This is a genomic window from Bradyrhizobium sp. ORS 278 (genome assembly GCF_000026145.1).
In the GTDB taxonomy this organism is placed as follows: Bacteria; Pseudomonadota; Alphaproteobacteria; order Rhizobiales; family Xanthobacteraceae; genus Bradyrhizobium.
Genome location: NC_009445.1, coordinates 2,656,703 through 2,681,478 on the forward strand (window position 1 = coordinate 2,656,703; position 24,776 = coordinate 2,681,478).

Consider the following 24,776-nt stretch of genomic DNA (forward strand, 5'->3'; position numbering starts at 1 on the left):
GACGGGACTGACATGACCGATGGCCTGCGCAAGGGACTGACCGCTTACGGCGATGCCGGATTCTCGCTGTTCCTGCGCAAGGCGTTCATCAAGGCGGCGGGCTATTCCGACGACGCGCTCGACCGTCCGATCGTCGGCATCACCAACACCTATAGCGACTACAATCCCTGCCACGGCAACGTGCCGCAGATCCTGGAGGCCGTGAAGCGCGGCGTCATGCTGTCGGGCGCGATGCCGTTCGTGTTTCCGACGATCTCGATCGCCGAAAGCTTTGCGCATCCGACCTCGATGTATCTGCGCAACCTGATGGCGATGGAAACCGAGGAGATGATCCGGGCCCAGCCGATGGACGCGGTGGTCGTCATCGGCGGCTGTGACAAGACCCTGCCCGCGCAGATCATGGCCGCAGTGTCCGCCGATCTGCCGACAGTTGTTATTCCAGTCGGGCCGATGGTGGTCGGGCATCATAAGGGCGAGGTGCTCGGCGCCTGCACCGACTGTCGACGCCTGTGGGCCAAATATCGCGCTGGTGAAATGGACGACAGCGAGATCGAAGCGGTCAACGGCCGGCTCGCGCCGTCGGTCGGCACCTGCATGGTGATGGGGACGGCCTCGACCATGGCCTGCATCACCGAGGCGCTCGGCCTTTCGCTGCCGATGAGTGCGACGATTCCCGCACCGCATGCCGAACGCTTCCGCTCGGCCGAGGCCAGCGGCCGGGTCGCCGCGGAAATGGCTAAGGCGAAGGGGCCGAAGCCGAGCGAACTGCTGACGCCGGCCGCTTTCAAGAATGCCCAGGTGGTGCTGCAGGCCATCGGCGGCTCGACCAACGGCCTCGTGCATCTCACCGCGATCGCCGGCCGTACGCCGCACACCATCGATCTCGACGCGTTCGACCACATCGGGCGCGAGGTGCCGGTGCTGGTCGACCTCAAGCCATCCGGCGATCACTACATGGAGCATTTCCACCATGCCGGCGGCGTGCCGAAGCTGATGAAGCAGCTCGGCGATCTCATCGATCTCGACTGCCGCTCGATCACCGGCCAGTCGCTCCGCGACATCGTTGCTGCAGCCGAGGAGGTGCCGGGCCAGGACGTCATCCGCTCGCGTGCCGACGCAATCAAACCTGAAGGTGGCCTCGCTGTGTTGCGCGGCAATCTCGCGCCGCGCGGCGCGGTCATCAAGCATTCCGCGGCGAGCCCGAAGCTGCTGCAGCACACCGGCCGCGCCGTCGTGTTCGAATCGGTCGAGGACATGACCTTGCGGGTCGACGATCCCGGCCTCGACGTTTCGGCTGACGATGTGCTGGTGCTGCGGAACGCAGGACCGAAGGGTGCGCCGGGGATGCCGGAGGCGGGCTATTTGCCAATTCCGAAAAAGCTCGCGCGCGGCGGCACCAAGGACATGGTGCGGATCTCCGATGCGCGCATGAGCGGCACGGCGTTCGGCACGATCGTGCTGCACATCACGCCGGAATCCGCGGTCGGCGGACCGCTGGCGCTGGTCAGGACCGGGGACATGATCCGGCTCGATGTCGCCAAGCGCCGCATCGACCTGCTCGTCGACGATGCCGAGCTCGATCGCCGGCGAGCCGCGCTGAAGCCTGCGACGACTCCGGACTGGGCCGAGCGCGGTTATGCGCATCTGTTTCATGAAACGATCCTGCAGGCCGACGACGGCTGCGATTTCGATTTCATGCGCCGGAAAGGGAAGGGACAAGGAAAAGGGTGAGCTCAGTCCTACTTTCCTTTGCTGGTGAACCGCTTCACAGCGGCACGGAATCCGTCGGTGTGCATGCAATTGATGATCGCATCGCGCTCGGCGCCGAGCTGGTCCTCGACCGAACTGGTGGGAGCGCGATGGATCAGCGCCTTGGTCGCAGCGATCCCCGCCGGCATGTTCTGGGCCAGCCGCTGCGCCAACGCCTCGGTCGCCGCAGCCAGCTCGGATGCGGCAACGACCTTGGCGACCAGGCCCCATTCGCTGGCCTGTGCGGCCGTGAAGCTGTCTTCCGCGAGGAAGATCTGCAGCGCGCGCCGGACACCCGCGGTGGCGACGACACCCACCGTGCCGCCGCCGTCAGGCGAAACGCCGAGCTTGGCGTAGGCCGGTGTGAAGCGCGCTTCCTCGGCGGCGATGCAGAGGTCGGCAGCGAAGGCGAGCGACATCCCGGCACCGGCCGCGGAGCCATGCACGCTCGCGAGCACGATCTTTGGCATCCGCCGCAGGCTCGCGATGAAGGCGTGGTAGTGATGCAAGAGCTCGCTGACCACGGTCGTAATGGTGTCGGCCTCGGCCGCGGCGCCGATCGTCTGCAGGTCGCCGCCGGCGCAGAAGGCGCGGCCCTCGCCCTTCAGGACGAGCACCCGGATGGTCGGATCGGCTTCGACCTGCGCCGCGAGCTGTTCCAGCCGCTTGGCGATGGCGAGGTTGATGGCGTTGAACGCGGCCGGGCGATCCAGCGTGATGGTCGCAATCGGTCCGTCGATGGACAGGCGAGCGGGTTCCGCGGCTGCGTCCGACATTCAGTCCTCCCTTGTATCGTTGTTGCCGCATTTAAGGCGCACAGCGGCCCGGTGACAATGCCGGGGAAGTCTGCGACAACCCGGTTCCGCTGGCATGACGGGAGGTAAACCCGGAGCAGACGAAGCGCGCGAACACGGGATACGGACAGAATGGGGCAGGGTGCTGTGACTAAGAGACCGGTGGTGATCGTGGGTGCGGGGCATGCGGGCTTTCAGCTCGCGACCTCGTTGCGTCAGGCAGGCTTTGTCGATCCCATTCATCTGATCAACGACGAGCCGCATCTGCCGTATCAGCGCCCGCCTTTGTCGAAGGCCTATCTCAAGGGTACCGGCGGCCCCGAGACGCTGATGTTTCGGCCGCAGAAGTTTTACGCCGACCAGGCCGTCGATCTGGTCTATGACCGCGCCGTGGCGGTGCAGCGTGAGCCGCGCAAGGTGCTGCTGGCCTCCGGCAAGACCCTGGACTATGGCCACCTCGTGTTCGCGACCGGCGCGCGCAACCGACTGCTCGATATTCCCAACGCCAATCTTCCGGCGGTTCGTTACCTCCGCATCCTCGATGACAGCGAAGCGTTGCGCAGCCTGCTTGGCGACGCCAAGCGCGTCGTCGTGATCGGCGCCGGCTTCATCGGTCTTGAATTCGCTGCCACCGCGCGCATCAAGGGACTCGAGGTCGACGTGCTCGAACTCGGCGCGCGGGTGATGGCGCGGGCGGTGACGGCGGAAATCTCCGAGTACTTCCAGAAGCAGCATGCCGATGCCGGCGTACGCATCCATCTCGGCGTGCAGTCCACCAGCATCGAGGCCGACGGCAACAAGGTCATCGGCGTCAGCCTCAGCGACGGTCGGCATATTCCCGCCGATCTCGTCGTGGTCGGCGTCGGCGTGCTGCCGAATGTCGAGCTCGCGGCGGAGGCCGGATTGCAGGTCGCCTCCGGCATCGTCGTCGACGAATATCTCCTGACCAGCGATCCGCACATCTCGGCGATCGGCGACTGCGCGCTGTTCGCCAGCCCGCGCTTCGGCGGGACCCTGCGGCTGGAGTCGGTACAGAACGCGACCGACCATGCCCGCTGCGTCGCCGCGCGGCTCACGGGAGACGTCAAGCCGTACGATGGCCAGCCCTGGTTCTGGAGCGACCAGGCCAATGACAAGCTCCAGATCGCCGGGCTCACCACGGGCTATGACCAGGTCGTGCTGCGCGGGGATCCGGCGCAAAAGGCATTCTCCGCATTCTGCTACAAAGAGGGCCGGCTGGTCGGCATCGAATCCGTCAACCGCGCCGGTGATCACATGTTCGGCCGCAAGCTGCTCGCCGCGGGCGGCACGATCGATCCGGCCGAGGCCGCCGATCCGAGCTTCGACCTGAAGAGCGCGCTCGGCTAGAGCAGCGCGCGCACCTCCTCTGCTGTGGGCATCGATGGGCCGGCGCCCATCCGCTGCACGGAGATCGACGCGGCGACATTGGCGTAGGCGATCGCATCCGTCATCGCCGCGCCCTGCGACAGCCGTGCCGCCAGCGCACCGACGAAGCAATCGCCCGCGCCGGTGGTGTCGACGGCCTTCACCGCGCGGCCGTCCACCCGTCTGGCCTCGCCGGCAGCCACCGCTACGGCGCCACGCGCGCCCAGAGTGACGCAGACCGTCTGGTCAGTGCGTGCATCGAGCTTCCACACAGCATCGACGACCTGCTGCGACGTGGGAGCGTTGCCGAGGTCGATGCCGGACAGGAAGCCGAGCTCGGTCTCGTTGAGCACGAGGACATCGACCACCGCGAACAATCCCTGAGCGAAGGCGCTGGCCGGGGCGGGATTGAGGATCGTCGTGGCCCCGGCGGCTTTTGCCCGCTGGAAGAACGTCACGATGGTCGCTTGCGGGATCTCGAACTGGCTCACCGCCACGTCACCCGCAATCAGCGCGGTCTGCCCCACATCGTCGGCGCGGACCTCGGCATTGGCGCCAGGGATGACCACGATGGTGTTGTCGGCCTTCGCCAGCGTGATGATCGCCGTGCCCGTCGACACGCCTGCGCTGTCCTTCACTGCCGCGAGATCGATGCCCTGTGCGGCAAGAAACGCCCGCAACTGCTCGCCGAACGCGTCGCGGCCGAGCCGGCCGATCAGCGACGTCGGCGCGCCGAGCTTGGCGGCCGCCACCGCCTGATTGGCGCCCTTGCCGCCGGGAAAATACATCACCGACTGTCCCGCGACGGTCTCGCCGACGCGAGGATGGCGCTCGGCCGTCGCCACGACATCCATGTTGATGCTGCCGGCAACGACGACGCGCCCCATCCGCCTTCTCCCAAACAGCCGCTAGACGCGGGCTTCGAACTCTTGTCTCACCAGCTCGATGTCGGCGAGCGTCGGCAGGCCGGCCTCGTTGCCAAGCTTCTGGATCTTGTAGGTCGAGGCCGCGCGGGCGAACTCGAAATGCTCCTTCCAGCTCTTCGCCGGATTGGCCAGATAGGAGTAAACGTAGGCGCCGTGGAAGACGTCGCCGGCGCCGTTGGTGTCGATGACGCGCTCCCGCGGGATCGGGTAGGCGGGCAACGTATGCACCGCGCCGACCTCGTCGTACCAGAGCAGGCCCTTCTCGCCCTGAGTCACGCCGCCGATGCGGCAGCCGCGGCTCTTGAGATAGTCGAGCATCTTCTCCGGCGTGAGGTCCATCTGCTCGCACAGCCGCTCGGCGACAATCGCAACATCGATGTATTCCAGCAGCTCATGCGTGTTGGTGCGCAGTCCGCCGCCGTCGAGCGAGGTCAGGATGCCGGCCTCGCGGCATAGCTTGGCATAATGCAGCGCCGCATCCGGCTGGTGGCCGTCGACGTGGAGAGCGCGGCAATTGCCCAGATTGAGCAGTGGAAACGGATGGATGTGGGCGTCGTCGCGGCAGCGCACGATGGCGCGCTTGCCGTCCTTCGGCATGATGAAGGACAGCGAGGAGGCATTGACCTTCCGTGGATGTACGGAGATGCCGTACTTCGCGGTCATGTCCTGGAACATCCGCCCGAGCCAATCGTTCGCGATGGTTGCGATGAGGTCGGGCACGATGCCCAGCTTGGCGCAGCAAAATGCCGCAGTGACGGCGTTGCCGCCGAACGACACGGCGTAATCGGAGGCGACGTGCTTCTCGTCTCCGGTCGGCATGTGGTCGGTGATGAACGTGACGTCGATGTAGGTCTGTCCGATAAAGAGGGCCTGCATTGGCATTTCTGTCTCATGAAAGGGGTGATCGCGGCCCCGGCGCCGCAGATTAGCAAGCGGTTAAAGCGGATCAACGCTGAAATTCTTCGTCAAATCGTCACCATGGTGGTTGAGATCGCCCCCTTGCAACCGGCGGCCCCCTGCCGCCGGCGCAAGGGTCGCGCTATGGTTGCCGGCCTGCAGGAGCAGATTCGGGAGTGGAAGATGACTGTCTATGCGGGTCCGGTCTTCGAGATGGCCGCCAATCAGTTCAACGTGATCGCCGATCACCTTGGCATCCCAGGCGACGAGCGCGACCGGCTGCTGCTCCCGAAGCGGGCGATCACCGTCTCGTGTCCGATCCACAAGGACGACGGCACCATTGCCGTGTTCGAGGGGTATCGTGTTCAGCATCTCCTGACCATGGGGCCGACCAAGGGCGGCACCCGTTTTGCGCCGACCGTCGACATCGGCGAGGTCGCGGCGCTTGCGATCTGGATGAGCTGGAAATGCGCGCTGGTGGGCTTGCCCTATGGCGGCGCCAAGGGCGGCGTCAATGTGGACCTCTCCAAGCTGTCCCGCCGTGAGCTGGAGTCGCTCTCCCGCCGCTACATGCAGGAAATGATCCCCTTCGTCGGCCCGCATACCGACGTGATGGCGCCGGACATGGGCACCAACGAGCAGGTGATGGCGTGGTTCATGGATACGTACTCCATGTATCAGGGCCAGACCGTGACCGAGATCGTCACCGGCAAGCCGGTGTTCTCGGGCGGCACGCTCGGCCGCCGCGAGGCGACCGGCCGCGGCGTCGCTCACGTGTCGCGGCGGGTGATGGATCTGCTGGGCATCGATCCCGCCAAGTCCACCGTCGTTGTTCAGGGCTTCGGCAATGTCGGCTCCTACGCTGCGCTCGGCTTTCACCAGATGGGCATGAAGGTGATTGCGGTCAGCGATCATACCGGCGCGCTCCACGATGCCAGAGGCCTCGACATTCCCGCACTGATGGCGCATGCAAGCAAGCACGGCAGCATCGCTGGCTTCTCCACCGAGCTCGCCTTCGATCCCAAGGACATCCTGACGCTCGCCTGCGACATCCTGGTGCCGGCGGCGATCGAGCGCGTCATCGACGCCAAGGTGGCGGCGAACCTGAAATGCCGCGTCATCGCGGAAGCCGCCAACGGCCCGACCACGCCGGATGCCGACCTGGTGCTCGACCAGCGCCGCAAGGAGATCTTCCTCATTCCCGACATTCTCTGCAACTCCGGCGGCGTCATCGTCAGCTATTTCGAATGGGTGCAGGATCTGCAGCAGCTGTTCTGGGAGGAGGAGGAGGTGATGCGGCGCGAGTACCAGATCCTCGATCGTGCCTTCGAGAAGATGGTCGCGCGCGCCAAGGCCGACGACATCGCGCACCGGACGGCGGCGATGGCGATCGGCGTCGAGAAGGTGCGCAACGCCAAGAACACGCGAGGGCTGTTCCCGTGATCACCGGCCTCGACCACATCGTCGTCCTGCTCGAGGACATCAAGGCCGGCAGCGCCACGTTCGAGACGCTGCTCGGCCGCAAGCCGTCGTGGCAGAACTCGGGCGACGGTGCCGAGCGCGTGCTGTTCACGCTCGACAATGTGAGCGTCGAACTGATGGCGCCGATCGGGCAGAGCCCCGCCGCCGACCGGATTCGCAACGTCATCAAGATCTGGGGCGAGGGGCTCGCCAGCATCTGCTTCGCCACGGCCGACATCGGCAAGACGCATCGCCGGCTGGAGCGGGTGGCGCTGAAGCCGGATCCGATCGCCGAGGTCGACAGCACCGACCGCGTTTCCGGCCAGACGCTGCACTGGAAGCGAACGCGCGCGATGACGGATCTCACGCGCGGCGTGCGCATGTTCTTCCTCGAACTCGGCCAGAAGCGGCCTGTTTCGGAGACGACGGCCGACTCCGCCGTGCTCGGCCTCGACCACATCGTGGTCTCCACCGAGGATCCCGAGCGCGCCGCCGCTCTCTACGGCGCGCGGCTCGGCCTCGACATGGCGCTCGACCGCAGCCACCAGGAATGGGGCCAGCTGATGTTCTTCCGCTGCGGCGATCTGATCGTCGAGGTGGTGAAGCGGCCGGTCGCCGGCAACGACAAGGCCAACGACAAGCTGTGGGGCCTGACCTGGCGCGTGGCGGATATTGAAGCGACGCGCGCGCGCCTCGTCGCCGCTGGCCTGCAGGTCTCCGAGCCCCGGGCAGGGCGCAAGCCCGGCACGCGGGTGATGAGCCTCTACAGCGGCACGTGCGGCATCCACACGCTGATCCTGGAGAAGACGCCACAGGCGGCGGAGTGAGGCTGCTTGATACGACGCATCGAGATGCGCATCTCTCGCAATGAGCGGCCCGCAGCGTCGTTCACGCGTTTCGCGGTTGGCTTGCGAAGGATAGAGGCGGGGCCTCGCCCTTCGAGACGCCCGCCTTCGGCGGTCTCCTCAGGGTGAGGGGCTAAGGTCACTGGACGCACGACCACGACATCCACCGAACTGAGCGGTGTGCACGAGCAGGCTGCTCAGGGTCGATGTGCAGCGCAGAGTTCGGTACGACACCCTCATGGTGAGGAGCGCCGCAGGCGCGTCTCGAACCATGAGGCCCCAGGCCGTGCAACATCATGCTCGGCGATCTCGCGGCCGAGATAAGCGGCATTGCATCGGCGACGAGACAGCTGTGGTATAGGTCGAACTGGTTCTCAGAGACGCATTTCTGCCTATGAGCTCGCCGGCCGTTCCTTCCGCATCCCACTCGCTCTATCCCCGCCGCGTGTTCATGCTCGGCGCCACCGGGACGATCGGCCGTGCCACCGTGCGTGCGCTCGTCGCGCGCGGGCACGAGGTGGTCTGCTTCGTCCGCCCACGCAGCGAGGCCATCACGATTCCTGGCGCCACCGTCAGGACCGGCGACGTCACCGATCCCGCCTCGCTCGTGCGCGACGGCTTTCGCGGCGAGCGCTTCGATGCCGTCGTGTCCTGCATGGCGTCGCGGACCGGCGTGCCCCGGGATGCCCAGGCAATCGACTATCAGGCGCATGTCAACGTGCTGGAAGCGGCCCGCGCGGCAGGCGTCACGCAATTCGTGCTGTTGTCCGCCATCTGCGTGCAGAAGCCGCTGCTGGCGTTTCAGCAGGCCAAGCTCGCGTTCGAGGCGCAGCTGGTCGCGGCGGGCCTGACCTACTCGATCGTCCGTCCCACCGCGTTCTTCAAGTCGCTGTCGGGACAGGTCGCGCGGGTGCAGCAGGGCCGGCCCTACCTGGTGTTCGGCGATGGCCGCCTCACCGCGTGCAAGCCGATCAGCGATGCCGATCTCGGCGCCTATCTCGCCGGCTGTCTCGATGATGAGGCGCTCTGGAACCGCGTGCTGCCGATCGGCGGCCCCGGGCCCGCCATCACCCCGCTCGATCAGGCCGAGCATCTGTTCGCGCTGCTCGGCCGCAAGCCGAACATCCGTCGCGTCCCGGTGGGCCTGCTCGATGCCATCATCGGCGGGCTCGACGTCGCCAGGCGGATCGTGCCGTCGCTCGCCGACAAGGCCGAACTCGCCCGCATCGGCCGCTACTACGCCACCGAATCCATGCTGGTGATGAACCCCGCCACCGGCCGCTACGATGCCGACGCGACGCCGTCCACGGGATCGGACACGTTGTTCGACTACTACGCCCGGCTGATCCGCGGCGAAGCCGAGGCCGAACGCGGCGATCACGCGGTGTTCTAAGCCCATCTCTTTCCGCGTCATTGCGAGGAGCGAAGCGACGAAGCAATCCAGGGCCGCACGCGTGGCCCTGGATTGCTTCGCTACGCGTAACTGCCCAGGTCCCCGCTCGGTCAAGCGAGGCGGATTTTATGGGTGAGCTGTGTTGGGCATGCGGACAATGTTTCGAGCATGTTCCATCCGCGCTTTCGAGCGGTGCCGATCAAGGTACGTAGCGTTGCGAAGTTGTCCGCGCCTTGAGAGGTGCGAAAGCCGCCAGAGATCTTCTGCCGCAACTTCATCATGCGGGCATCGCGCTCGGCCTCGTTGTTGGTAAACGGCACCGCCGGGTTGCGCAGGAACAGTAGCACTGCCTCTTTGTGCAGCTTGAGGCGCAGCAGGAGATTATGGCCGGTGCGCCGCCTGATCCGTCCGCGTTTGACATCGCGCGGCAGTGCGGGAAGCGCCTCGTGCCAGGCGATGCCGGCGCGGATGATACGGTCATACTTCCGCTCGGCGGTGCGGATTTTGGCGGGAGGCAGCGCACCTGTCTGGCCGGCTGGACGCTCCGGCGCCAGATTGACCTCATGGCACAGGTCTCGGAGCAGCGTACGCATGCGTCGAGCCCAGGCCTCGCCGTCGATGTCCACCAGCGCCGTCAGCTCGCGCAGATGATGCGCATTGCACAGCGCATGCGTGACCCCCGGCATCTGAAAATAGGATGTCCAGTGGTCGTGCATCACGATATGCGCCGCTTGCGTCAGCACCTCGCCGCGCCTTTGGGACACGCGATAATGCACCAGCCCGTTGATCCCGGCGGTGCCCGCGACATGCAGCCATTGCGGCGTGGCACCCACCCAAAACCCGGTCTCATCCAGATGCTTGACCGGTGCTCCGCGGATCTCTTCGCAGACTGCCGCAGCGAAATCCCGCGTCCGACTGGCGGCACGGGCGATCATCTGCCCGATCGTGCCGGCCGAGACAGTCACGCCAAACAGATCGGTGAGGACCTGTCCCAAACGATCTTCAGGCAGGAACTGTCCAGCCGACAGATACGTCACCACGGCGGACAACCGTGCGCCATATTGCGCTGGCGCCTTGACCTCCGTGGGAAACGTTCCCGTCGTGACTGCGCCACAGCCGCTGCATGTGCAACGATAGCGCTGATGCTCCGTGACGATCAGCGGCCTCGGCGCCGGCAGATCGAACACCTGACGGCTGTCGACAAAGTCCAACGGCTCCTCGCCCAGCGCCGCTTGGCAGCCTCTGCACGTGGCGGGGCGATGGATGATTGTATGATCGACCTGGTCCGACCGCTTCAAGTGCTTGCCTGGATGACCTGGCTGGCCGCCGGGCTTCCTCACCCCTCGCTCGCGAAGGCTGCGTGTCCGGCGCGGACCCTGGCCCGGCCCATCGCTCGAAGGCGGTTTGCTGCTATTGGAGCTATCCAGACCAAGCCGGCGCTCCAGATCGGCCACACGGGCCAACAGCAACGCGTTCTGCTGTTCCAGCATCAGGTTGCGCGCCTGCAACTCCCCAATCAGGGCCAGCAGCGAATCAACCGACAATGAGTGCGGTGGCTTCATCCATACCTTGACTCACAAACGCATGGGGTCAGTCAAGGGATGAGGTCGGGTACCTGGGCAGTTACCGCTACGCTCGCAATGACGGGGAGACTCGTTTTGGAGCGATCATACTCAAGCTGACGGTGGCGAGACATGCGGTCATCTTCTCGCGGCGCGTCTCGCGTCCGAGCCTTGCTCTTCGTCCTGCCCTCTCCGAGAAGAGGGCACGGGGAATGCCGGGCGCTGGCCGCACCCATGGCCCGCCTGCAGAAAGATAAGCAGGCGGCAGTCACCACAGGTTCAGCCGGGAACACCCGGCATTCCCCGCGCGATGGTTTTCACGGCTGCTTCGCGTTCTCCCCGGTGCTCCGGGCTTTCTGGCCACCGTTGCCCGCGCGGCGCGTGAGCGCCGACGCGAACGTGACACCAGCTTCGGGGTGCCAGGACCACGCGACTTGACCGTGCGCATCGCTGCCGTTCGTCCGCGCGAGATCACCCACGCGCAGCAGCAACACGCCCACCGCATCCCGCCTCGACGTTCGTGACGACCGCGAAGCGTCCCTCAGGTGAGACGGGACGGCGATAACAAATACATGAATTCTGAAAAAAAGAAAGATATTTCTGCGACCCGGATCTAAAGTTTGTTCCCTCATGGTGAGGAGCGCCGCAGGCGCGTCTCGAAACATGAGGCCACCAGCCGGGCCTCGCCCTTCGAGACGCCCCTAATGCGCCCTACGATTGGCTGACTGAATTGCTCAAGTCGTGACGCGCGACGTGATCCTCTCCTTAGCTAACCACGCATGGCACGCTCGCGAACCCCCGAAACCGCACCCGTCCGCCGCGCACCGGCTCGCCCGCGAGCTGATAGTTGGGAAACCGGCTCACAAACCGCGCGATCGCCACTGCGCCTTCCAGCCGCGCCAGCGCCATGCCCGCGCATTGATGCGCGCCCGTTCCGAAGGCGAGGTGGCGGTTGGCAATCCGGGTGATGTCGAAGCGTTCGGGGTCATCGAACTGGGCGGGGTCGCGGTTGGCGGCGCCGATGCACAGGGTGACGGAGGTGCCGGGCGCCAGCGTGATGCCGCCGAGCTCGACGGCTTCCGTGGTCATGCGGTTGCCGAGCTGGTTGGAGCTTTCGTAGCGCAGGATCTCCTCGACGGCGGTGCGGATCAAGGCGGGGGCCTCGATCAGCTTCTTGCGCTCGGCCGGATGCTGGCACAGCAGCACGAGGCCGTTGCCGATCAGGTTGGTGGTGGTCTCGTGGCCGGCGTTGAGCAGGAAGATGCAATTGTGCAGCAGCTCCTTCTCGCTGAGCCGCTCGCCGCCGTTTTCGTCATCGGATTCGCCCTGGATCAGCCGCGTCAGCACGTCGCGCTCGGGATGGCCGGGCCTGGCGCGGCGGCGCGCGACCAGAGTTTTGAGATAGTCCAGGAAATCTGCAACGGCCTGGTTGCCGCGCGCCAACTGCTCCGGCGTCAGCACCGGCTCGAGCGCGCCGAGAATGGCGAGCGACCAGTCGCGCAGCGGGCCGCGCTCCTCATGCGGCACCCCGAGCAGATTGCCGATCACCTCGATCGGAATCGCCGCGGCGAAATCCTCGATCAGCTCGAAGCGCGGCTTCGCCGCGATGCGATCCAGCAGGCCGTCCACCAGTGCGATCAGCGCCGGCTCCATCTCGGCGATGGCGCGCGGCGACAGCGCGCCCATGATCAGGCGGCGGACGCGCGTATGCGACGGCGGATCGTTGAACACGAGGCTCGTGGTGTGATGCTCATACAGCAATGAATCGCCGTATTTCGGCGCGAACTCGCGCTTCTTGTCGGACGAAAAGGCCTTCGTCGTCTTGTAGGCGGTGACGAGATCGTCGTAGCGCGTCAGGAAATACGAGCCGTTGCGCATCCGCTTGACCGGCGCATACTGGCGCAGCGCGCGATAGGTTCGGTAGGGGTCGGCGTAGAAGCCGGGCGTCAGGCGCTCGAGATCGAAATCGTCGGCGAGCGCTGCGGCATCGGTCATCTCTGGTCCTCCCGGTCGAGTCTTCGTTGTTGTCGCGACCGTCGCACGGCCAGCGGCGGAAGAAAATGCGCCGGGTGGTGTCCAGCTGCCCACCTGCCACCAGAGCGTGCCGCAGATCCGCCTTGTTGCCGCGGTACGAAATTGCCGCTGGCGCGATCCTGACTCCGTAGCGATTTCAGGCACTTGCCTGCCGGACACTGTTGCGCCGCGGCATATTTCTTGACATCAATCAAGTGAGTATTTACTCACGGGCGATGTCCAGTTTGCGCATGACAAGCGATCTCCGGAGGCAGCTGATCCTCGGGGCGGCCAAGCGCTGCTTCGCGCGTCACGGCTATGCCGGCACGACGACCAAGAGCGTGGCCGCGGCGGCCGCGATCTCGGAAGCGCTGCTGTTCAAGCATTTCCCGTCGAAGGCGGCGCTCTATGCCGAGATCCTGACCGAGGAATGCGAGGCCGATCCGGATTTCGAGCTGCTGCTCGGACAGGAACCTTCGACCGCGACGCTGGTCAAGATGATGGCCGGAATGGTCCGGCATTTCCTCGGGATCGCCGACGGTCCTAATGAGGAAGAAGAGCAGCGGCTGCGGCTGATGGCCTCGAGCCATCTCGACGACGGCGAGTTCGCGCGGCTGCTGTACACCAAGATCGATGATCTGATCGGCACGAAATTCGTTACCTGTCTAGCAAGCGCCGTTGCCGCAGGTGACGCGGCGCGACTGGCGGCGGCGCCGCGCGATCTGTTCTGGTTCGCGCATCACACCGTCTTGATGGCGGCCGTGACCCGGCTTCCCTCGACGCCCTGCGTGCCTTATGGAACCGCTGCGAGCCTGGAGCGCCAGCTCAGCGAGTTCATCCTGCGCGGCATCGGACTGACTGACGCCGCCATCGCGTGCTATCTCGACCACGAATTGTCGCAACCTCCGGCCCGGCCGGCGACGGCAGAAAGTGCATGACATGAACATTGCGACGGAACCCAAGCTCTCCGGAAAGCCGATCGACGACAAGCCGCGCAAGCGCACCCGCCCGGTGCTGTGGTTCATCGTCATCGGCCTGCTGCTCGCGGGACTGGTCGGCGGCCTCGTCTGGTTCAACATGTTCCGCGACAAGATGATCGCGCAGTTCTTCGCGAACATGAAGCCGCCGCCGCTCAACGTTAGCATCGCGACCGCGACCGCGGAGACCGTGCCGAACCTGCTGACCGCGGTCGGCGATCTCGCCGCCGTGCATCAGGTCAACGTGACCGCGGACGCCTCGGGCCGCATCACCGACATCATGTTCACGCCGGGCACGACGGTGAAGCAGGGCACGCCGCTGGTGCAGCTCTATGACGCGCCGGAGCAGGGCGACCTCGCCAACTTCAAGGCCCAGGTCACCGTGGCGCAGCTGTCGCTCGACCGTGCCAAGCAACTCGCCTCGCGCCAGTTCGGTCCGCAGGCGACCGTCGACCAGGCCCAGGCCGCCTACGACCAGGCTCAGGCCGGCGTCGCCAAGACCGAGGCGCTGATCGCGCAGAAGCTGGTGCGCGCGCCCTTCGACGGCGAGCTCGGCGTCCGCAAGGTCGATCTCGGCCAGTATCTCTCGGCCGGCACGCAGATCGTGTCGCTGACCGATCTCTCGCAGCTGTGGGTCAACTTCACTGTGACGGAGAAGGATTCGGGCCAGCTCAAGGTCGGGCAGGTCGTGCGGGTCACCGTCGATGCCTATCCGGGCAAGACCTTCGAGGGCAAGATCACCACGATCGAGCCGCAGATCGCGACCGACACGCGCAACATTCGCGTGCAGGGCACGATCGCCAATCCCGAGCATATCCTCAAGCCGGGCATGTTCGCCACCACCACCGTGGTGCTGCCGGACAAGCCGCCGGTGCTGACCGTGCCGGAGACGGCGGTCGACTACACGCTGTATGGCGACTCGGTGTTCGTCATCAACGAGAAGAAGACCGATGACGGCAAGACGACGCTGGTGGCGGACCGCACCTATGTCCAGACCGGCGACCGCGTCAACGGCCGCGCCGAGATCCTCAAGGGCCTGAAGGACGGCGACCGCGTCGTCGCCGTCGGACAGCTCAAGATCCAGTCGGGCGCCGCGGTCGCGATCTCGACCGATCCGCTGCCGCCGGTGCCGGCGAAGCCGCCGCGCTACTGATCGCACATCCGAGCCAATGCCGGGCCGCCACGAGGCAGCCCGGCCGGACCTCATCCGAATTCTGCTGACGGGATTGCCGCGATGCGTTTCACCGATATCTTCATCAAGCGCCCGGTGCTGTCGGTCGTGGTCAGCCTGCTGATCCTGCTGCTCGGCCTGCGCGCGGCGTTCGTGCTGCCGATCCGGCAATATCCGAAACTGTCGAACACCGTCGTGAACGTCACGACGGTTTATCCGGGCGCGTCCGCCGATCTGATCCAGGGCTTCATCACGACGCCGCTGGAGCAGGCGGTCGCCTCGGCCGAGGGCGTCGACTACATCACCTCGTCCTCGGTGCAGGGCACCAGCACGATCCAGGTGTTCATCAAGCTCAACTTCGATCCGAGCCAGGCGCTCACCGAGGTGCTCGCCAAGGTCAACTCGGTCCGTTACCTGATCCCGAAGGAATCCAACGACCCGATCGTCACCAAGACGACGGGACAGACGACCTCGGTGATGTATCTCGGCTTCTCCAGCGAGGAGCTGTCGGGCTCGGCGATCTCGGACTATCTGACGCGCGTCGTTCAGCCGGTGCTGTCGACGGTGGACGGCGTCGCCGCCGCCAACATCCTCGGCGGCCAGACCTTTGCGATGCGCATTTGGCTCAACCCCGAGAAGATGGCCGGCCGCAACGTCTCGCCGACCGATGTCGCCGCCGCGATCGCAGCCAACAACTTCCAGTCCGCGGCCGGCCAGGCCAAGGGCTATTTCATCGTCTCCAACATCACGACCAATACCGGCCTGACCGACGTCAACCAGTTCAAGCGGATGATCGTGAAGGCCAAGGACGGCGGCTTCGTCCGCATGGAGGACATCGCCACCGTCGAGCTTGCGGCGCAGAGCACCGATGCCAGCGTCGCCTTCAACGGCGAGCGCGCGATCTTCATCGGCGTCGACGCCACGCCGCAGGGCAATCCGCTCAACATCGTCAAGGGGGTGCGCGCGCTGTTCCCGGATCTCCAGCGCAACCTGCCGCCGTCGATGAAGATGAAGGTGGCTTATGACTCCACCAAGTTCATCCAGTCGTCGATCGACGAGGTCGAGCACACGCTCGGCGAGGCCGTGCTCATCGTCATCGTCGTGATCTTCCTGTTCCTGGCGTCCTTGCGCTCGGTGATCATCCCCGTGGTGACGATCCCGCTGTCGCTCGTCGGCGTCTGCACCCTGATGCTGGCGCTCGGATTTTCCATCAACCTGCTGACCCTGCTGGCGATGGTGCTGGCGATCGGCCTCGTGGTCGACGACGCCATCGTGGTGGTCGAGAACATTCATCGCCATCTGGAGGAGGGCAAGGCGCCGGTCCAGGCGGCATTGCAGGGCGCGCGCGAAATCGTCGGTCCGGTCATCTCGATGACGATCACCCTCGCCGCGGTGTACGCGCCGATCGGCTTCCTCGGTGGTCTCACGGGCTCGCTGTTCCGCGAGTTCGCCTTCACGCTCGCCGGCTCGGTCATCGTCTCCGGCGTCATCGCGCTGACGCTGTCGCCGATGATGTGCTCGGTGCTGCTGCGCAGCGCGGAGGAGGGCCGCTTCGCGCGCCTCGTGAACCGCGTGTTCGGCGCGATGACCAACTGGTACGGCCGCAAGCTCGACCGCTCGCTCGACTACCGCCCGGTGACGGCACTGTTCGCGCTGACGATCCTCGGCCTGGTCGGCTTCCTCTATATGCATACCTCCAAGGAACTGGCGCCGGAGGAGGATCAGGGCATCGTATTCTCGATCACCAAGGCGCCGAAATACGCCAATATCGACTACATCAACTTCTACACCGACAAGCTCGACAAGGCGTTCCAGAAGTTCCCCGAGACCGACCTGCGCTTCGTGCTGAACGGCATCAACGGCCCGCAGGGCGGCTTCGCCGGCATGCTGCTGAAGCCCTGGGACGAGCGCACGCGCTCCTCGATCAAGCTGAAGCCGCTGGTGCAGGCGGAGCTGTCGAAGATCGAGGGCATCAACGCCTTCGCCTTCAACCTGCCGGCGCTGCCGGGCGGTCCGGGCGGCCTGCCGGTGCAGATGGTGATCAGCTCGACCAACGGCTTCCAGGCGGTCTATGAGCAGATGGCCAAGCTGAAGGATGCCGCGCGCAAGAGCGGCATGTTCATCGTCTCCGACAGCGATCTCGAGTTCAACCAGCCGGTGGTGAAGGTCTGGATCAACCGCAGCAAGGCGAGCGATCTCGGCATCAACATGCAGTCGATCGGCAATACGCTGGCCGTGCTGCTCGGCGGCAACTACATCAACCGATTCAACCTCGAAGGCCGCTCCTATCAGGTCATTCCGCAGGTGCCGCGCGACAAGCGGCTGTCGCCGGAGTCGCTGGCGGGCTACTATGTCGCGACCGCGGCCGGCCAGCAGGTGCCGCTGTCGACGGTGGTGAGCATCGAGACCGCGACCGACCCGAACTCGCTGACGCATTTCAACCAGCTCAACTCGGCGACCTTCTCCGCCGTGCCGATGCCGGGCGTCACGGTCGGCCAGGCCGTCGACTTCCTGGAGAAGCAGGCCAAGAACCTGCCGTCGGGCTTCAGCCACGATTATCTCGCCGACGCCCGGCAATACGTCCAGGAGGGCAATCAGCTCGCCATCACCTTCGGTTTCGCGCTGATCATCATCTTCCTGGTGCTGGCGGCGCAGTTCGAGAGCTTGCGCGATCCGCTGGTGATCATGATCAGCGTGCCCATGGCGATCGTCGGTGCGCTGATCCCGCTGTTCTTCGGCCTCGCGACGATGAACATCTACACCCAGGTCGGCCTGCTGACGCTGGTCGGCCTGATCACCAAGCACGGCATCCTGATGGTGGAGTTCGCCAACGAACTGCAGCTCAGCGAGGGACTCGACCGCCGCCGGGCAATCGAGAAGTCGGCGCGCATCCGACTACGGCCGATCCTGATGACCACGGCCGCGATGGTCACCGGCCTGGTCCCGCTGCTGACGGCGTCGGGCGCCGGCGCCGCCAGCCGTTTCTCGATCGGCCTCGTCGTCGTCGCCGGCATGTCGATCGGCACGCTGTTCACGCTGTTCGTGCTGCCGGCCGTCTACACCGTGATCGCCACCGACCACCAGGCCGCCGCCAAGTCACGGCGCGCCCAGCAGATCGCGGAGTTCGACGCCGAGCCGGAGCACGCGCTGAAGGCGACGTGACGACGTTGCCAGCCTGACGGCATCAACGGCGGTTGCCTCCGGCAGCCGCCGTTCTGTTTTGGGTGGTCTCTGAACACCCATCGCTGTCGTCCCGGGCAAGCGTAGCCGTGCGGAGCGCGGCGCAGCGCCGACCCGGGACCCATAACCACCGGCAGAGGTTGGCGCGCAAGATGGTCACTCCGCGCCTGCCTCGAACTGCTTCCTGTGGTTATGGGTCCCGGCTCGGAGGCCGGGACGACGGCGGAGGGTGGGGCGGCGGCGGAAGTCGTCCGCGGGACGCCTCACTCCTCCTGCTGCGGGTCCAGCGCGTCGCGCAGGCCGTCGCCCAGCAGATTGAGCGACAGCACGACCAGGAAGATCGCCAGCCCCGGCCAGATCGCCATCCACGGCGCGTTGGTGAGGAAGCGCTGGGCGGCGTTGAGCATGCTGCCCCAGGACGGCGCCGGCGGCTGCTGGCCCAACCCCAGGAACGACAGCGCGGCCTCGGCGATGATGGCGGCGGCGACCGACAGGGTCGCCTGCACCAGCAGCGCCGGCATGATGTTGGGCAGGATGTGCCGGACCGCGATCTGCAGGTCGGTGTCGCCGACGCTGCGCGCGGCCTCGACATACTCCTCGACCTTGACGCTCAGCACCTCGCCGCGCGTGAGCCGGACGAAGATGGGCGTCGCCGAGATGCCAATCGCGATCATCGCGTTGCCGAGGCTCGGCCCCAGGAACGCGGCCAGCGCAATCGCCAGGATCAGGAACGGGCAGGCCAGCATCGCATCCGTGATGCGGCTGATCAGGGCATCGATGAAGCCGCCGCGATAGCCCGCGAGCATGCCGATGGGAACGCCGATCGACAGCGCGATCACGACCGAGATCGCGCCGGCCAGCAGCGAGGCGCGCGCGCCATAGATGACGCGGGCCAGCACGTCGCGGCCGAGATCGTCGGTGCCGAACCAATGCACCGCCGAAGGCGCCTTGCGCACCAGCGTCCAGCTCGTCTTGATCGGATCGTACGGCGCCACCAGCGGCGCTGACACGGCGAGCAGGATGAAGATTGTGATCAGGCCCAGCCCGACCATCGCGCCCCTACGCCTGACCAGGCGGCGCCAGGTGCGCTGCATCGGCCGTTCGAGCGGGGCGAGGGTGCGGATGCCTGATGCTGACAGCGTCGTCTCGGCCATGTCAGCTCCTCAAGCGCGGGTTGACGAGCACATAAGCGAGATCGGCGATCAGGTTGAGCAGGATGTAGACGGTGGCGGTGACCAGCACGACGCCCTGCACGACCGCGTAGTCGCGGTTGAACACGGCGTCGACGATCAGCTTGCCGAAGCCGGGGATGGAGAAGATCTGCTCGGTCAGCACGGCGCCGGACAAGAGCGTGCCGAGCTCAAGCGCGCCTAGCGTGATGACGGGCGTCAAGGCATTGCGCAGCGCGTGGCGCAGGATGACCTGGCGCTCGGAGATGCCCTTGGCGCGCGCGGTGCGGATGTAGTCGCTGCTCAGCACCTGCAGCATCGCGCTGCGGGTGTGGCGCATCAGGATCGCGGCGATGGCGTTGCCGAGCACGAAGGCCGGCATGACGGTGGCCGCGAGGCTGGCGCGCCAGTCCTCGGCCAGCGAGACGTAGCCGGAGGCGGGCAGCCAGCCGAGCTGGATCGAGAACACGAAGATCAGCATGATGCCGAGCCAGAAGTTCGGCGTCGAGATGCCCCACAGCGCGAACAGATTGGCGGCGTAGTCCCATCCCGTGCCGCGTTTCACGGCGGAGACGATGCCGGCGGGGATGCCGATTAGGAACGCGATCACGATCGCCATCGACGCGAGCTGCAGGGTCACCGGCAGCTTCTGCAGGATGAGATCGCGCACCGGCATCTTGATGCGCAGGGACTCGCCGAAATCGCCCGACAGCACGCCCTTGATCCAGTAGCCGTATTGCACGGGCAGCGGTTGGTCGAGCCGATATTGTTTTCGGATCTGCTCGATGACGGCGGGATCGCGCTCCTCGCCGGCCATGACCAGGGCAGGGTCACCCGGGAGCAACTGCTGCAACGAGAAGATCAAGATCGAGACGAAGACGAGCGTCGGGATGATCTGCGCGAAGCGGCGGCCGAGGAAGGTCAGCATCTTCGGAGGCTCGTGGCCGAGCTTGTTTCCCGATCGTCATGGCCGGGCTTGACCCGGCCATCCACGTCTTTGCGGCCTTTGGAAACGAAGGCGTGGTCAAGCCCGGGCATGACGAACAACCGAGTGATAGCTTCTCTTGACAACTCAGCCCTCACTTCAGCTTCAGCCCGACCACGCGCAGCAGGCCGTCCGGCATGGGCTTGAAGCCTTCCAGCTTCGTGGTCTGCGCGAACAGGAACTTGCGGTGATAGAGATACAGGATCGGCTCGTCGGCCTGCTGCTCCTTGACCAGCCTCTCGTAGATCGCCTTGCGCTTGGCGATGTCGCTCACGAGCCGCGCGTCCTCCAGCGCCTTGTCGGCGGCGGCGTTGCTCCAGGCGCTGTAGTTGAGCGCCGCGCCGGAATGCAGGTGGTTGTAGGTGTTGCCGTCGGGATCGCTGCGGCCACTCCATTCCAGCATGTAGGCCTGGTACTCGCCGGCCTCGGCCTGTTTGAGCGAGGTCGCGAACTCGGTGATGCGGATCTTCAGGTCGAAGCCGGCCTCCGCCGCCATGGCCTGCAGCACCTGCGCGGCGGCTTCGCTCTCGCTCTCCTTCGGCACCATGAAGTCGACGGTGACGGGCGGCGCCACGCCGGCTTCCTTCAAGAGCGCCTTGGCCTTCTCGACGTCACGGCCGCGCACCGGGAAGGCGGACTGGTAGTAGGGGTTCTCGGGGTTGACGAATTGATTGCCAGGCTTGAACTCGCCGTTGAAGACCACCTGGTTGAGCGCCTCGCGATCGATCGACAGATCCAAGGCCTGGCGGACCTTCGCCGACTGGCTGAGCGGGCCCTTGGTCTTGTCCTTGCCGATATTGAGCGTCAGACCGCGATAGCCGAGGCTGGTCGCGGTCGAGAGCTTCAGGCGCTTGTCGCTGGTGACGTCCTTGATGTCGGTGGCGAGCAGCCGCTCGATCATGTCGAGGCTGCCGGACTTGAGGTTCGCCAGCCGCACCGTGGCGTCGACGATCGGCTGATAGACGATCTTGTCGATGAAGACGTTGTCCTTGTTCCAGTAGTCGGCGAACTTCTCGAACACGATGCGGTCCTGCTGGACGCGCTCGACGAATTTGTAGGGGCCGGCGCAGACCGGGCGCAGGCCGAACTTGTCGCCGGCCTCTTTGGCGGCCTTCGGCGACACCATCATGCCGGCGCGGTCGGTGAGCTGGGCGAGCAGCGGCGAGAACGGCGTCTTCAAGACCAGCTTGATCGTCAGGGGATCGACGACATCGACATGGTCGAGCGAGGCGATCTCCGGCTTGCGGAACGAGCCGGGCATCGAGAGGTGACGATCGAGCGAGAACTTGGCCGCCTCGGCATCGAACGGCTCGCCGTCATGAAATTTGACGCCGGGCCGCAGCCTGATCGTGACTTCCTTGCCGTCGGCGGAGGTCTCGTGCGACAGCGCGAGCTGCGGCACGATGTTCAGCTTCTCGTCGATGTCGAACAGCTTGTCGCAGACGGCGGCGAACACGATGCGGCCGACATAGGTCCGCGCCATCGTCGGATCGAGAATGTCGGCGTCCTCGGCGAGCCCAATGCGCAGCGTAGTTTGCGCCTGGGCGGCTGTCCCGCAAGAGGCCATGACGACGGCCGCGATTGCGGCCAAGCACCAGTTCTTCCTCAGCATACGAAATCCCCTACGAACATGCAGCCTGCATTGTTGCACTATCAGTACCAACCCCGGTCACGCGTCGTCCTTCCGGCGCTCATGTCGGGTTCTCGAGCGCAGCCGCGATGCCGGCATCGATCGTGGCGCGATCCGTCACGCCGGCCGGATTGTCCCGCGTCGGCATGAACTGCCGGAACACGGCCCAATGCTTGCGGCTGACGCCCTCCAGCCGTGCGAGTTCGGTCAGCGGATCGGCATGATCGTCGACGCGCAGATCGAGCTCGGACCATTCGTCCTTGCCGTGGATGAGCAGCGCCGCCGACTGCTTGCCGCGCTTGTCGCCGCCGGTGGCCTCGCCCGCCTTCATGGCCGCGATCAGGCGCTGCGCGAAGGGCAGGGCGCTGTTGGCGAGAAACGCGTTCGCAGTTTCGTTCAATACCTGCGGGCCGGCTAGCATGTTGCCGGCGATCGAAAAGCCCTGGCCTTCGAGATGGCCGCACCAGTCGATGCAGTCGCGGCCGGTATGCGCCGCGATCTGGCCGTTGAGATCGAGGATATGGAGTTGCCGGCTTTCGCGGCCGGGATCGGCTGCTGTGAGGAGCTGCACGATCTCGTGCGGGTGCCGGCCGTCGCCCAGCAGCGCCGCGCCGTCGATGCCGTAGTACGGGTTGACCAGCGCCTGCGTGGCGATGCCGCCGCGACCGGCGACGACGTAGGGCACCCGCGCGCCGACGGCGAAGAAGCGCGTGGCAACGGCGATGCCGATCCGGCCGGTTGTATCGTCCTTCGCTATGATCGACCAGGTCATCGGCGTGTGGCTCTCTTATCGGCCCGCGGCGTAGCCCTGCATGCCCCGCGGATTGGCGGCGGCGCGGCGGCGGCGGCCGACGCGCGAGGCGGCCGTGAGGCGCCCCTCCGACCAGTCGGGGCCGATCTCGACGACATGGCCGCGGCGGCGCAGCTCCTCGACGGTCGTCTTCGGCACACGGCCCTCGACGACGAGCACGCCGGGACGCGCGGTGCGCGGCCAGAACGAGATCGGAAAGTGCTCGGAGTGCCAAGCGGGCGCGTCGATCGATTCCTGCAGGTTCATGCCGGCATGGACGTGGCGCAGGAAGAACTGCGTGTTCCACTGGTCCTGCTGGTCGCCGCCGGGCGAGCCCCAGGCGACGTAGGGCTCGCCGTCGCGCAGCGCCATGGTCGGCGACAAGGTCGTGCGCGGCCGCTTGCCCGGCACGAGTGCTGCCGGATGATTCTCTTCGAGCCAGAACATCTGCGCGCGGGTGCCGAGGCAGAAGCCGAGCTCGGGAATGACGGGCGAGGACTGCAGCCAGCCGCCGGAGGGCGTCGCCGAGATCATGTTGCCTTGGGAATCGATGATGTCGAAATGCACGGTGTCGCCGCGCACCTCGCCGAAGCGGCCGACGGTCGGCTCGCCCGAGCCCATCGCGCCGACGGCCTCGCGGTGACCTGCCGCCTCGCGCAGCTTCACCTCGGCGCCGTAGCCGTCGAGCCTGCCGGGCCGCAGCTCCAGCGAGGCCTTCTCGGTGATCAGCTTGCGCCGCTGGTCGTTATAGGCGTCAGACAGCAGGGTCTCGATCGGGATGTCAGCAAAGTTCGGATCGCCGTAGAACGCCTCGCGATCGGCGAACGCCAGCTTGGCGGCTTCGATCTGCCAATGGATAAAATCGGGGCCGGTCGGATCAAGGCCGTCGAGCGCAAAGCCCTTGAGCAGCGCGAGCTGTTGCAGCAGCACCGGGCCCTGGCTCCAGACGCCGGCCTTGCACACGGTGTAGCGGCCATACTGATAGGTCAGCGGCGCCTCGATGGTCGGCTGCCAGCGCGCCATGTCGTCGGCCGTGAGCACGCCCTTGTGGCGCGAACCCGAGACGTCCATCACCTCCTGCGTCCGGCAGAAACGGTCGATCGCCTCGGCAACGAAGCCCTGCGACCACGCCTTGCGGGCGCGCTCGATCTGCGCGTCGCGATTCCCCCCGGCGCTCTCGGCCTCGCTTAGGATCCGCGCGTAGGTCTCGGCGAGCTTGGGATTGGTGAACAGCGCGCCAGGTTTCGGCACGGCGCCGTTCGTCAGATAGAGCGCGGCCGAGGTCGGCCAATGCGTCTTGAACAGCTGCTCGACGGTCTGGATGGTCGCCGAGACACGCTCGACCAGCGGATAGCCGTCGCGGGCGTAGGAGATCGCCGGCTCCAGCACATCGCGCAGCCGCATCGTGCCGTAGTCGCGCAACAGCAGCATCCACGACTCGAAGGTGCCGGGGACGCAGGCGGCCAGAAGGCCGGTGCCGGGCACCATGTCCAGGCCCTCGCGCTTGTAGTGCGCGATGGTGGCGCCGGCTGGAGCGGGGCCCTGGCCGCAGATCACCTCGGTGCGTCCGCGCTTGACGTCGTGCAGGATGATCGGCACGTCGCCGCCGGGGCCGTTGAGATGCGGCTCGACCACCTGCAGGGTGAAGGCGGCCGCGACGCCGGCATCGAACGCATTGCCGCCGCGTTCCAGCATGGCCATGCCGACGGCGGTCGCGAGCCAGTGCGTCGAGGTGACGACGCCGAAGGTGCCGTCGATCTCGGGGCGGGTGGTGAAGGGATCGGGATTGATGAAGCTCATGGCGCCCTTTGATCTGTGTAGCTAGTCGTCGTCATTGCGAGCGATAGC

At 66.0% G+C, this 24,776-nt stretch carries 19 protein-coding genes; 8 read left to right on the plus strand and 11 right to left on the minus strand.

Going from position 1 to position 24,776, the window contains the following annotated elements:
- Positions 1-12 precede the first annotated feature (12 nt).
- Positions 13-1,731 (plus strand): IlvD/Edd family dehydratase, encoded by a 1,719-nt coding sequence (locus BRADO_RS11655; protein WP_011925522.1) that lies wholly within the window; start codon positions 13-15, stop codon positions 1,729-1,731.
- Between the two features lie 8 nt (positions 1,732-1,739).
- Here the strand turns inward: BRADO_RS11655 and BRADO_RS11660 are convergent, their stop codons facing one another.
- Entirely contained in the window at positions 1,740-2,525 is a 786-nt protein-coding gene (locus BRADO_RS11660; protein WP_041756393.1) for an enoyl-CoA hydratase/isomerase family protein, read from the minus strand.
- A 150-nt stretch (positions 2,526-2,675) separates the two neighbouring features.
- Here BRADO_RS11660 and BRADO_RS11665 point away from each other — a divergent pair, with 150 nt between their 5' ends.
- Positions 2,676-3,911: an NAD(P)/FAD-dependent oxidoreductase gene (locus tag BRADO_RS11665; protein WP_011925524.1), complete on the plus strand. Its 1,236-nt coding sequence runs from the start codon at positions 2,676-2,678 to the stop codon at positions 3,909-3,911.
- Here the strand turns inward: BRADO_RS11665 and BRADO_RS11670 are convergent.
- The gene (locus BRADO_RS11670; protein WP_011925525.1) at positions 3,908-4,816 is read right to left on the minus strand and encodes a ribokinase; all 909 of its coding nucleotides are present in this window, start codon (positions 4,814-4,816) and stop codon (positions 3,908-3,910) included. The genes BRADO_RS11665 and BRADO_RS11670 overlap by 4 nt on opposite strands.
- A gap of 21 nt (positions 4,817-4,837) precedes the next feature.
- Positions 4,838-5,731, minus strand: a complete 894-nt coding sequence (locus BRADO_RS11675) for a sugar kinase (protein WP_041756394.1) — start codon at positions 5,729-5,731, stop codon at positions 4,838-4,840.
- A gap of 204 nt (positions 5,732-5,935) precedes the next feature.
- Here BRADO_RS11675 and BRADO_RS11680 point away from each other — a divergent pair, with 204 nt between their 5' ends.
- The 3 genes from BRADO_RS11680 to BRADO_RS11690 all read left to right on the plus strand — a co-directional run bounded on the left by BRADO_RS11680 (position 5,936) and on the right by BRADO_RS11690 (position 9,451).
- On the plus strand, positions 5,936-7,195 hold the full coding sequence (locus tag BRADO_RS11680) for a Glu/Leu/Phe/Val dehydrogenase (protein WP_041757461.1): 1,260 nt from the start codon (positions 5,936-5,938) through the stop codon (positions 7,193-7,195).
- Positions 7,192-8,040: a VOC family protein gene (locus tag BRADO_RS11685; RefSeq protein WP_011925528.1), complete on the plus strand. Its 849-nt coding sequence runs from the start codon at positions 7,192-7,194 to the stop codon at positions 8,038-8,040. Before BRADO_RS11680 ends, BRADO_RS11685 begins: the two co-directional genes overlap by 4 nt.
- A 469-nt stretch (positions 8,041-8,509) precedes the next feature.
- Complete coding sequence (locus BRADO_RS11690) at positions 8,510-9,451, plus strand: NAD(P)H-binding protein (protein ID WP_011925529.1); 942 nt, start codon at positions 8,510-8,512, stop codon at positions 9,449-9,451.
- Between the two features lie 110 nt (positions 9,452-9,561).
- Here BRADO_RS11690 and BRADO_RS11695 read toward each other — a convergent pair whose 3' ends face one another.
- The 3 genes from BRADO_RS11695 to BRADO_RS11705 form a co-directional block, all read right to left on the minus strand.
- A complete protein-coding gene (locus BRADO_RS11695) occupies positions 9,562-11,013 on the minus strand; it encodes an IS66-like element ISBrsp5 family transposase (protein WP_011925530.1) in 1,452 nt (483 codons plus the stop codon).
- A 317-nt stretch (positions 11,014-11,330) separates the two neighbouring features.
- Complete coding sequence (locus BRADO_RS34960; RefSeq protein ID WP_157872553.1) at positions 11,331-11,507, minus strand: hypothetical protein; 177 nt, start codon at positions 11,505-11,507, stop codon at positions 11,331-11,333.
- A 271-nt stretch (positions 11,508-11,778) separates the two neighbouring features.
- On the minus strand, positions 11,779-13,008 hold the full coding sequence (locus tag BRADO_RS11705) for a cytochrome P450 (RefSeq protein WP_011925531.1): 1,230 nt from the start codon (positions 13,006-13,008) through the stop codon (positions 11,779-11,781).
- A 269-nt stretch (positions 13,009-13,277) separates the two neighbouring features.
- Here BRADO_RS11705 and BRADO_RS11710 point away from each other — a divergent pair, with 269 nt between their 5' ends.
- From BRADO_RS11710 to BRADO_RS11720, 3 genes are all read left to right on the plus strand, one after another.
- Positions 13,278-13,964 carry a TetR/AcrR family transcriptional regulator gene (locus BRADO_RS11710; protein ID WP_011925532.1) on the plus strand — a complete coding sequence of 229 codons (687 nt, stop codon included), beginning with the start codon at positions 13,278-13,280 and terminating at the stop codon, positions 13,962-13,964.
- A gap of 1 nt (position 13,965) precedes the next feature.
- A complete protein-coding gene (locus BRADO_RS11715; protein ID WP_011925533.1) occupies positions 13,966-15,156 on the plus strand; it encodes an efflux RND transporter periplasmic adaptor subunit in 1,191 nt (396 codons plus the stop codon).
- Positions 15,157-15,237: 81 nt separating this feature from the next.
- Complete coding sequence (locus tag BRADO_RS11720; protein WP_011925534.1) at positions 15,238-18,336, plus strand: MexW/MexI family multidrug efflux RND transporter permease subunit; 3,099 nt, start codon at positions 15,238-15,240, stop codon at positions 18,334-18,336.
- A 281-nt stretch (positions 18,337-18,617) separates the two neighbouring features.
- Here BRADO_RS11720 and BRADO_RS11725 read toward each other — a convergent pair whose 3' ends face one another.
- The 5 genes from BRADO_RS11725 to BRADO_RS11745 form a co-directional block, all read right to left on the minus strand.
- On the minus strand, positions 18,618-19,448 hold the full coding sequence (locus BRADO_RS11725) for an ABC transporter permease (RefSeq protein ID WP_011925535.1): 831 nt from the start codon (positions 19,446-19,448) through the stop codon (positions 18,618-18,620).
- 61 nt (positions 19,449-19,509) lie between these two features.
- Positions 19,510-20,451, minus strand: coding sequence for an ABC transporter permease (locus BRADO_RS11730; RefSeq protein WP_011925536.1), 942 nt, complete (start codon positions 20,449-20,451; stop codon positions 19,510-19,512).
- A gap of 151 nt (positions 20,452-20,602) precedes the next feature.
- A complete protein-coding gene (locus tag BRADO_RS11735) occupies positions 20,603-22,075 on the minus strand; it encodes an ABC transporter substrate-binding protein (RefSeq protein WP_011925537.1) in 1,473 nt (490 codons plus the stop codon).
- Between the two features lie 124 nt (positions 22,076-22,199).
- Complete coding sequence (locus BRADO_RS11740; RefSeq protein WP_011925538.1) at positions 22,200-22,910, minus strand: DUF1028 domain-containing protein; 711 nt, start codon at positions 22,908-22,910, stop codon at positions 22,200-22,202.
- 15 nt (positions 22,911-22,925) lie between these two features.
- Positions 22,926-24,728 (minus strand): gamma-glutamyltransferase family protein, encoded by a 1,803-nt coding sequence (locus BRADO_RS11745; protein ID WP_011925539.1) that lies wholly within the window; start codon positions 24,726-24,728, stop codon positions 22,926-22,928.
- Positions 24,729-24,776: the final 48 nt, after the last annotated feature.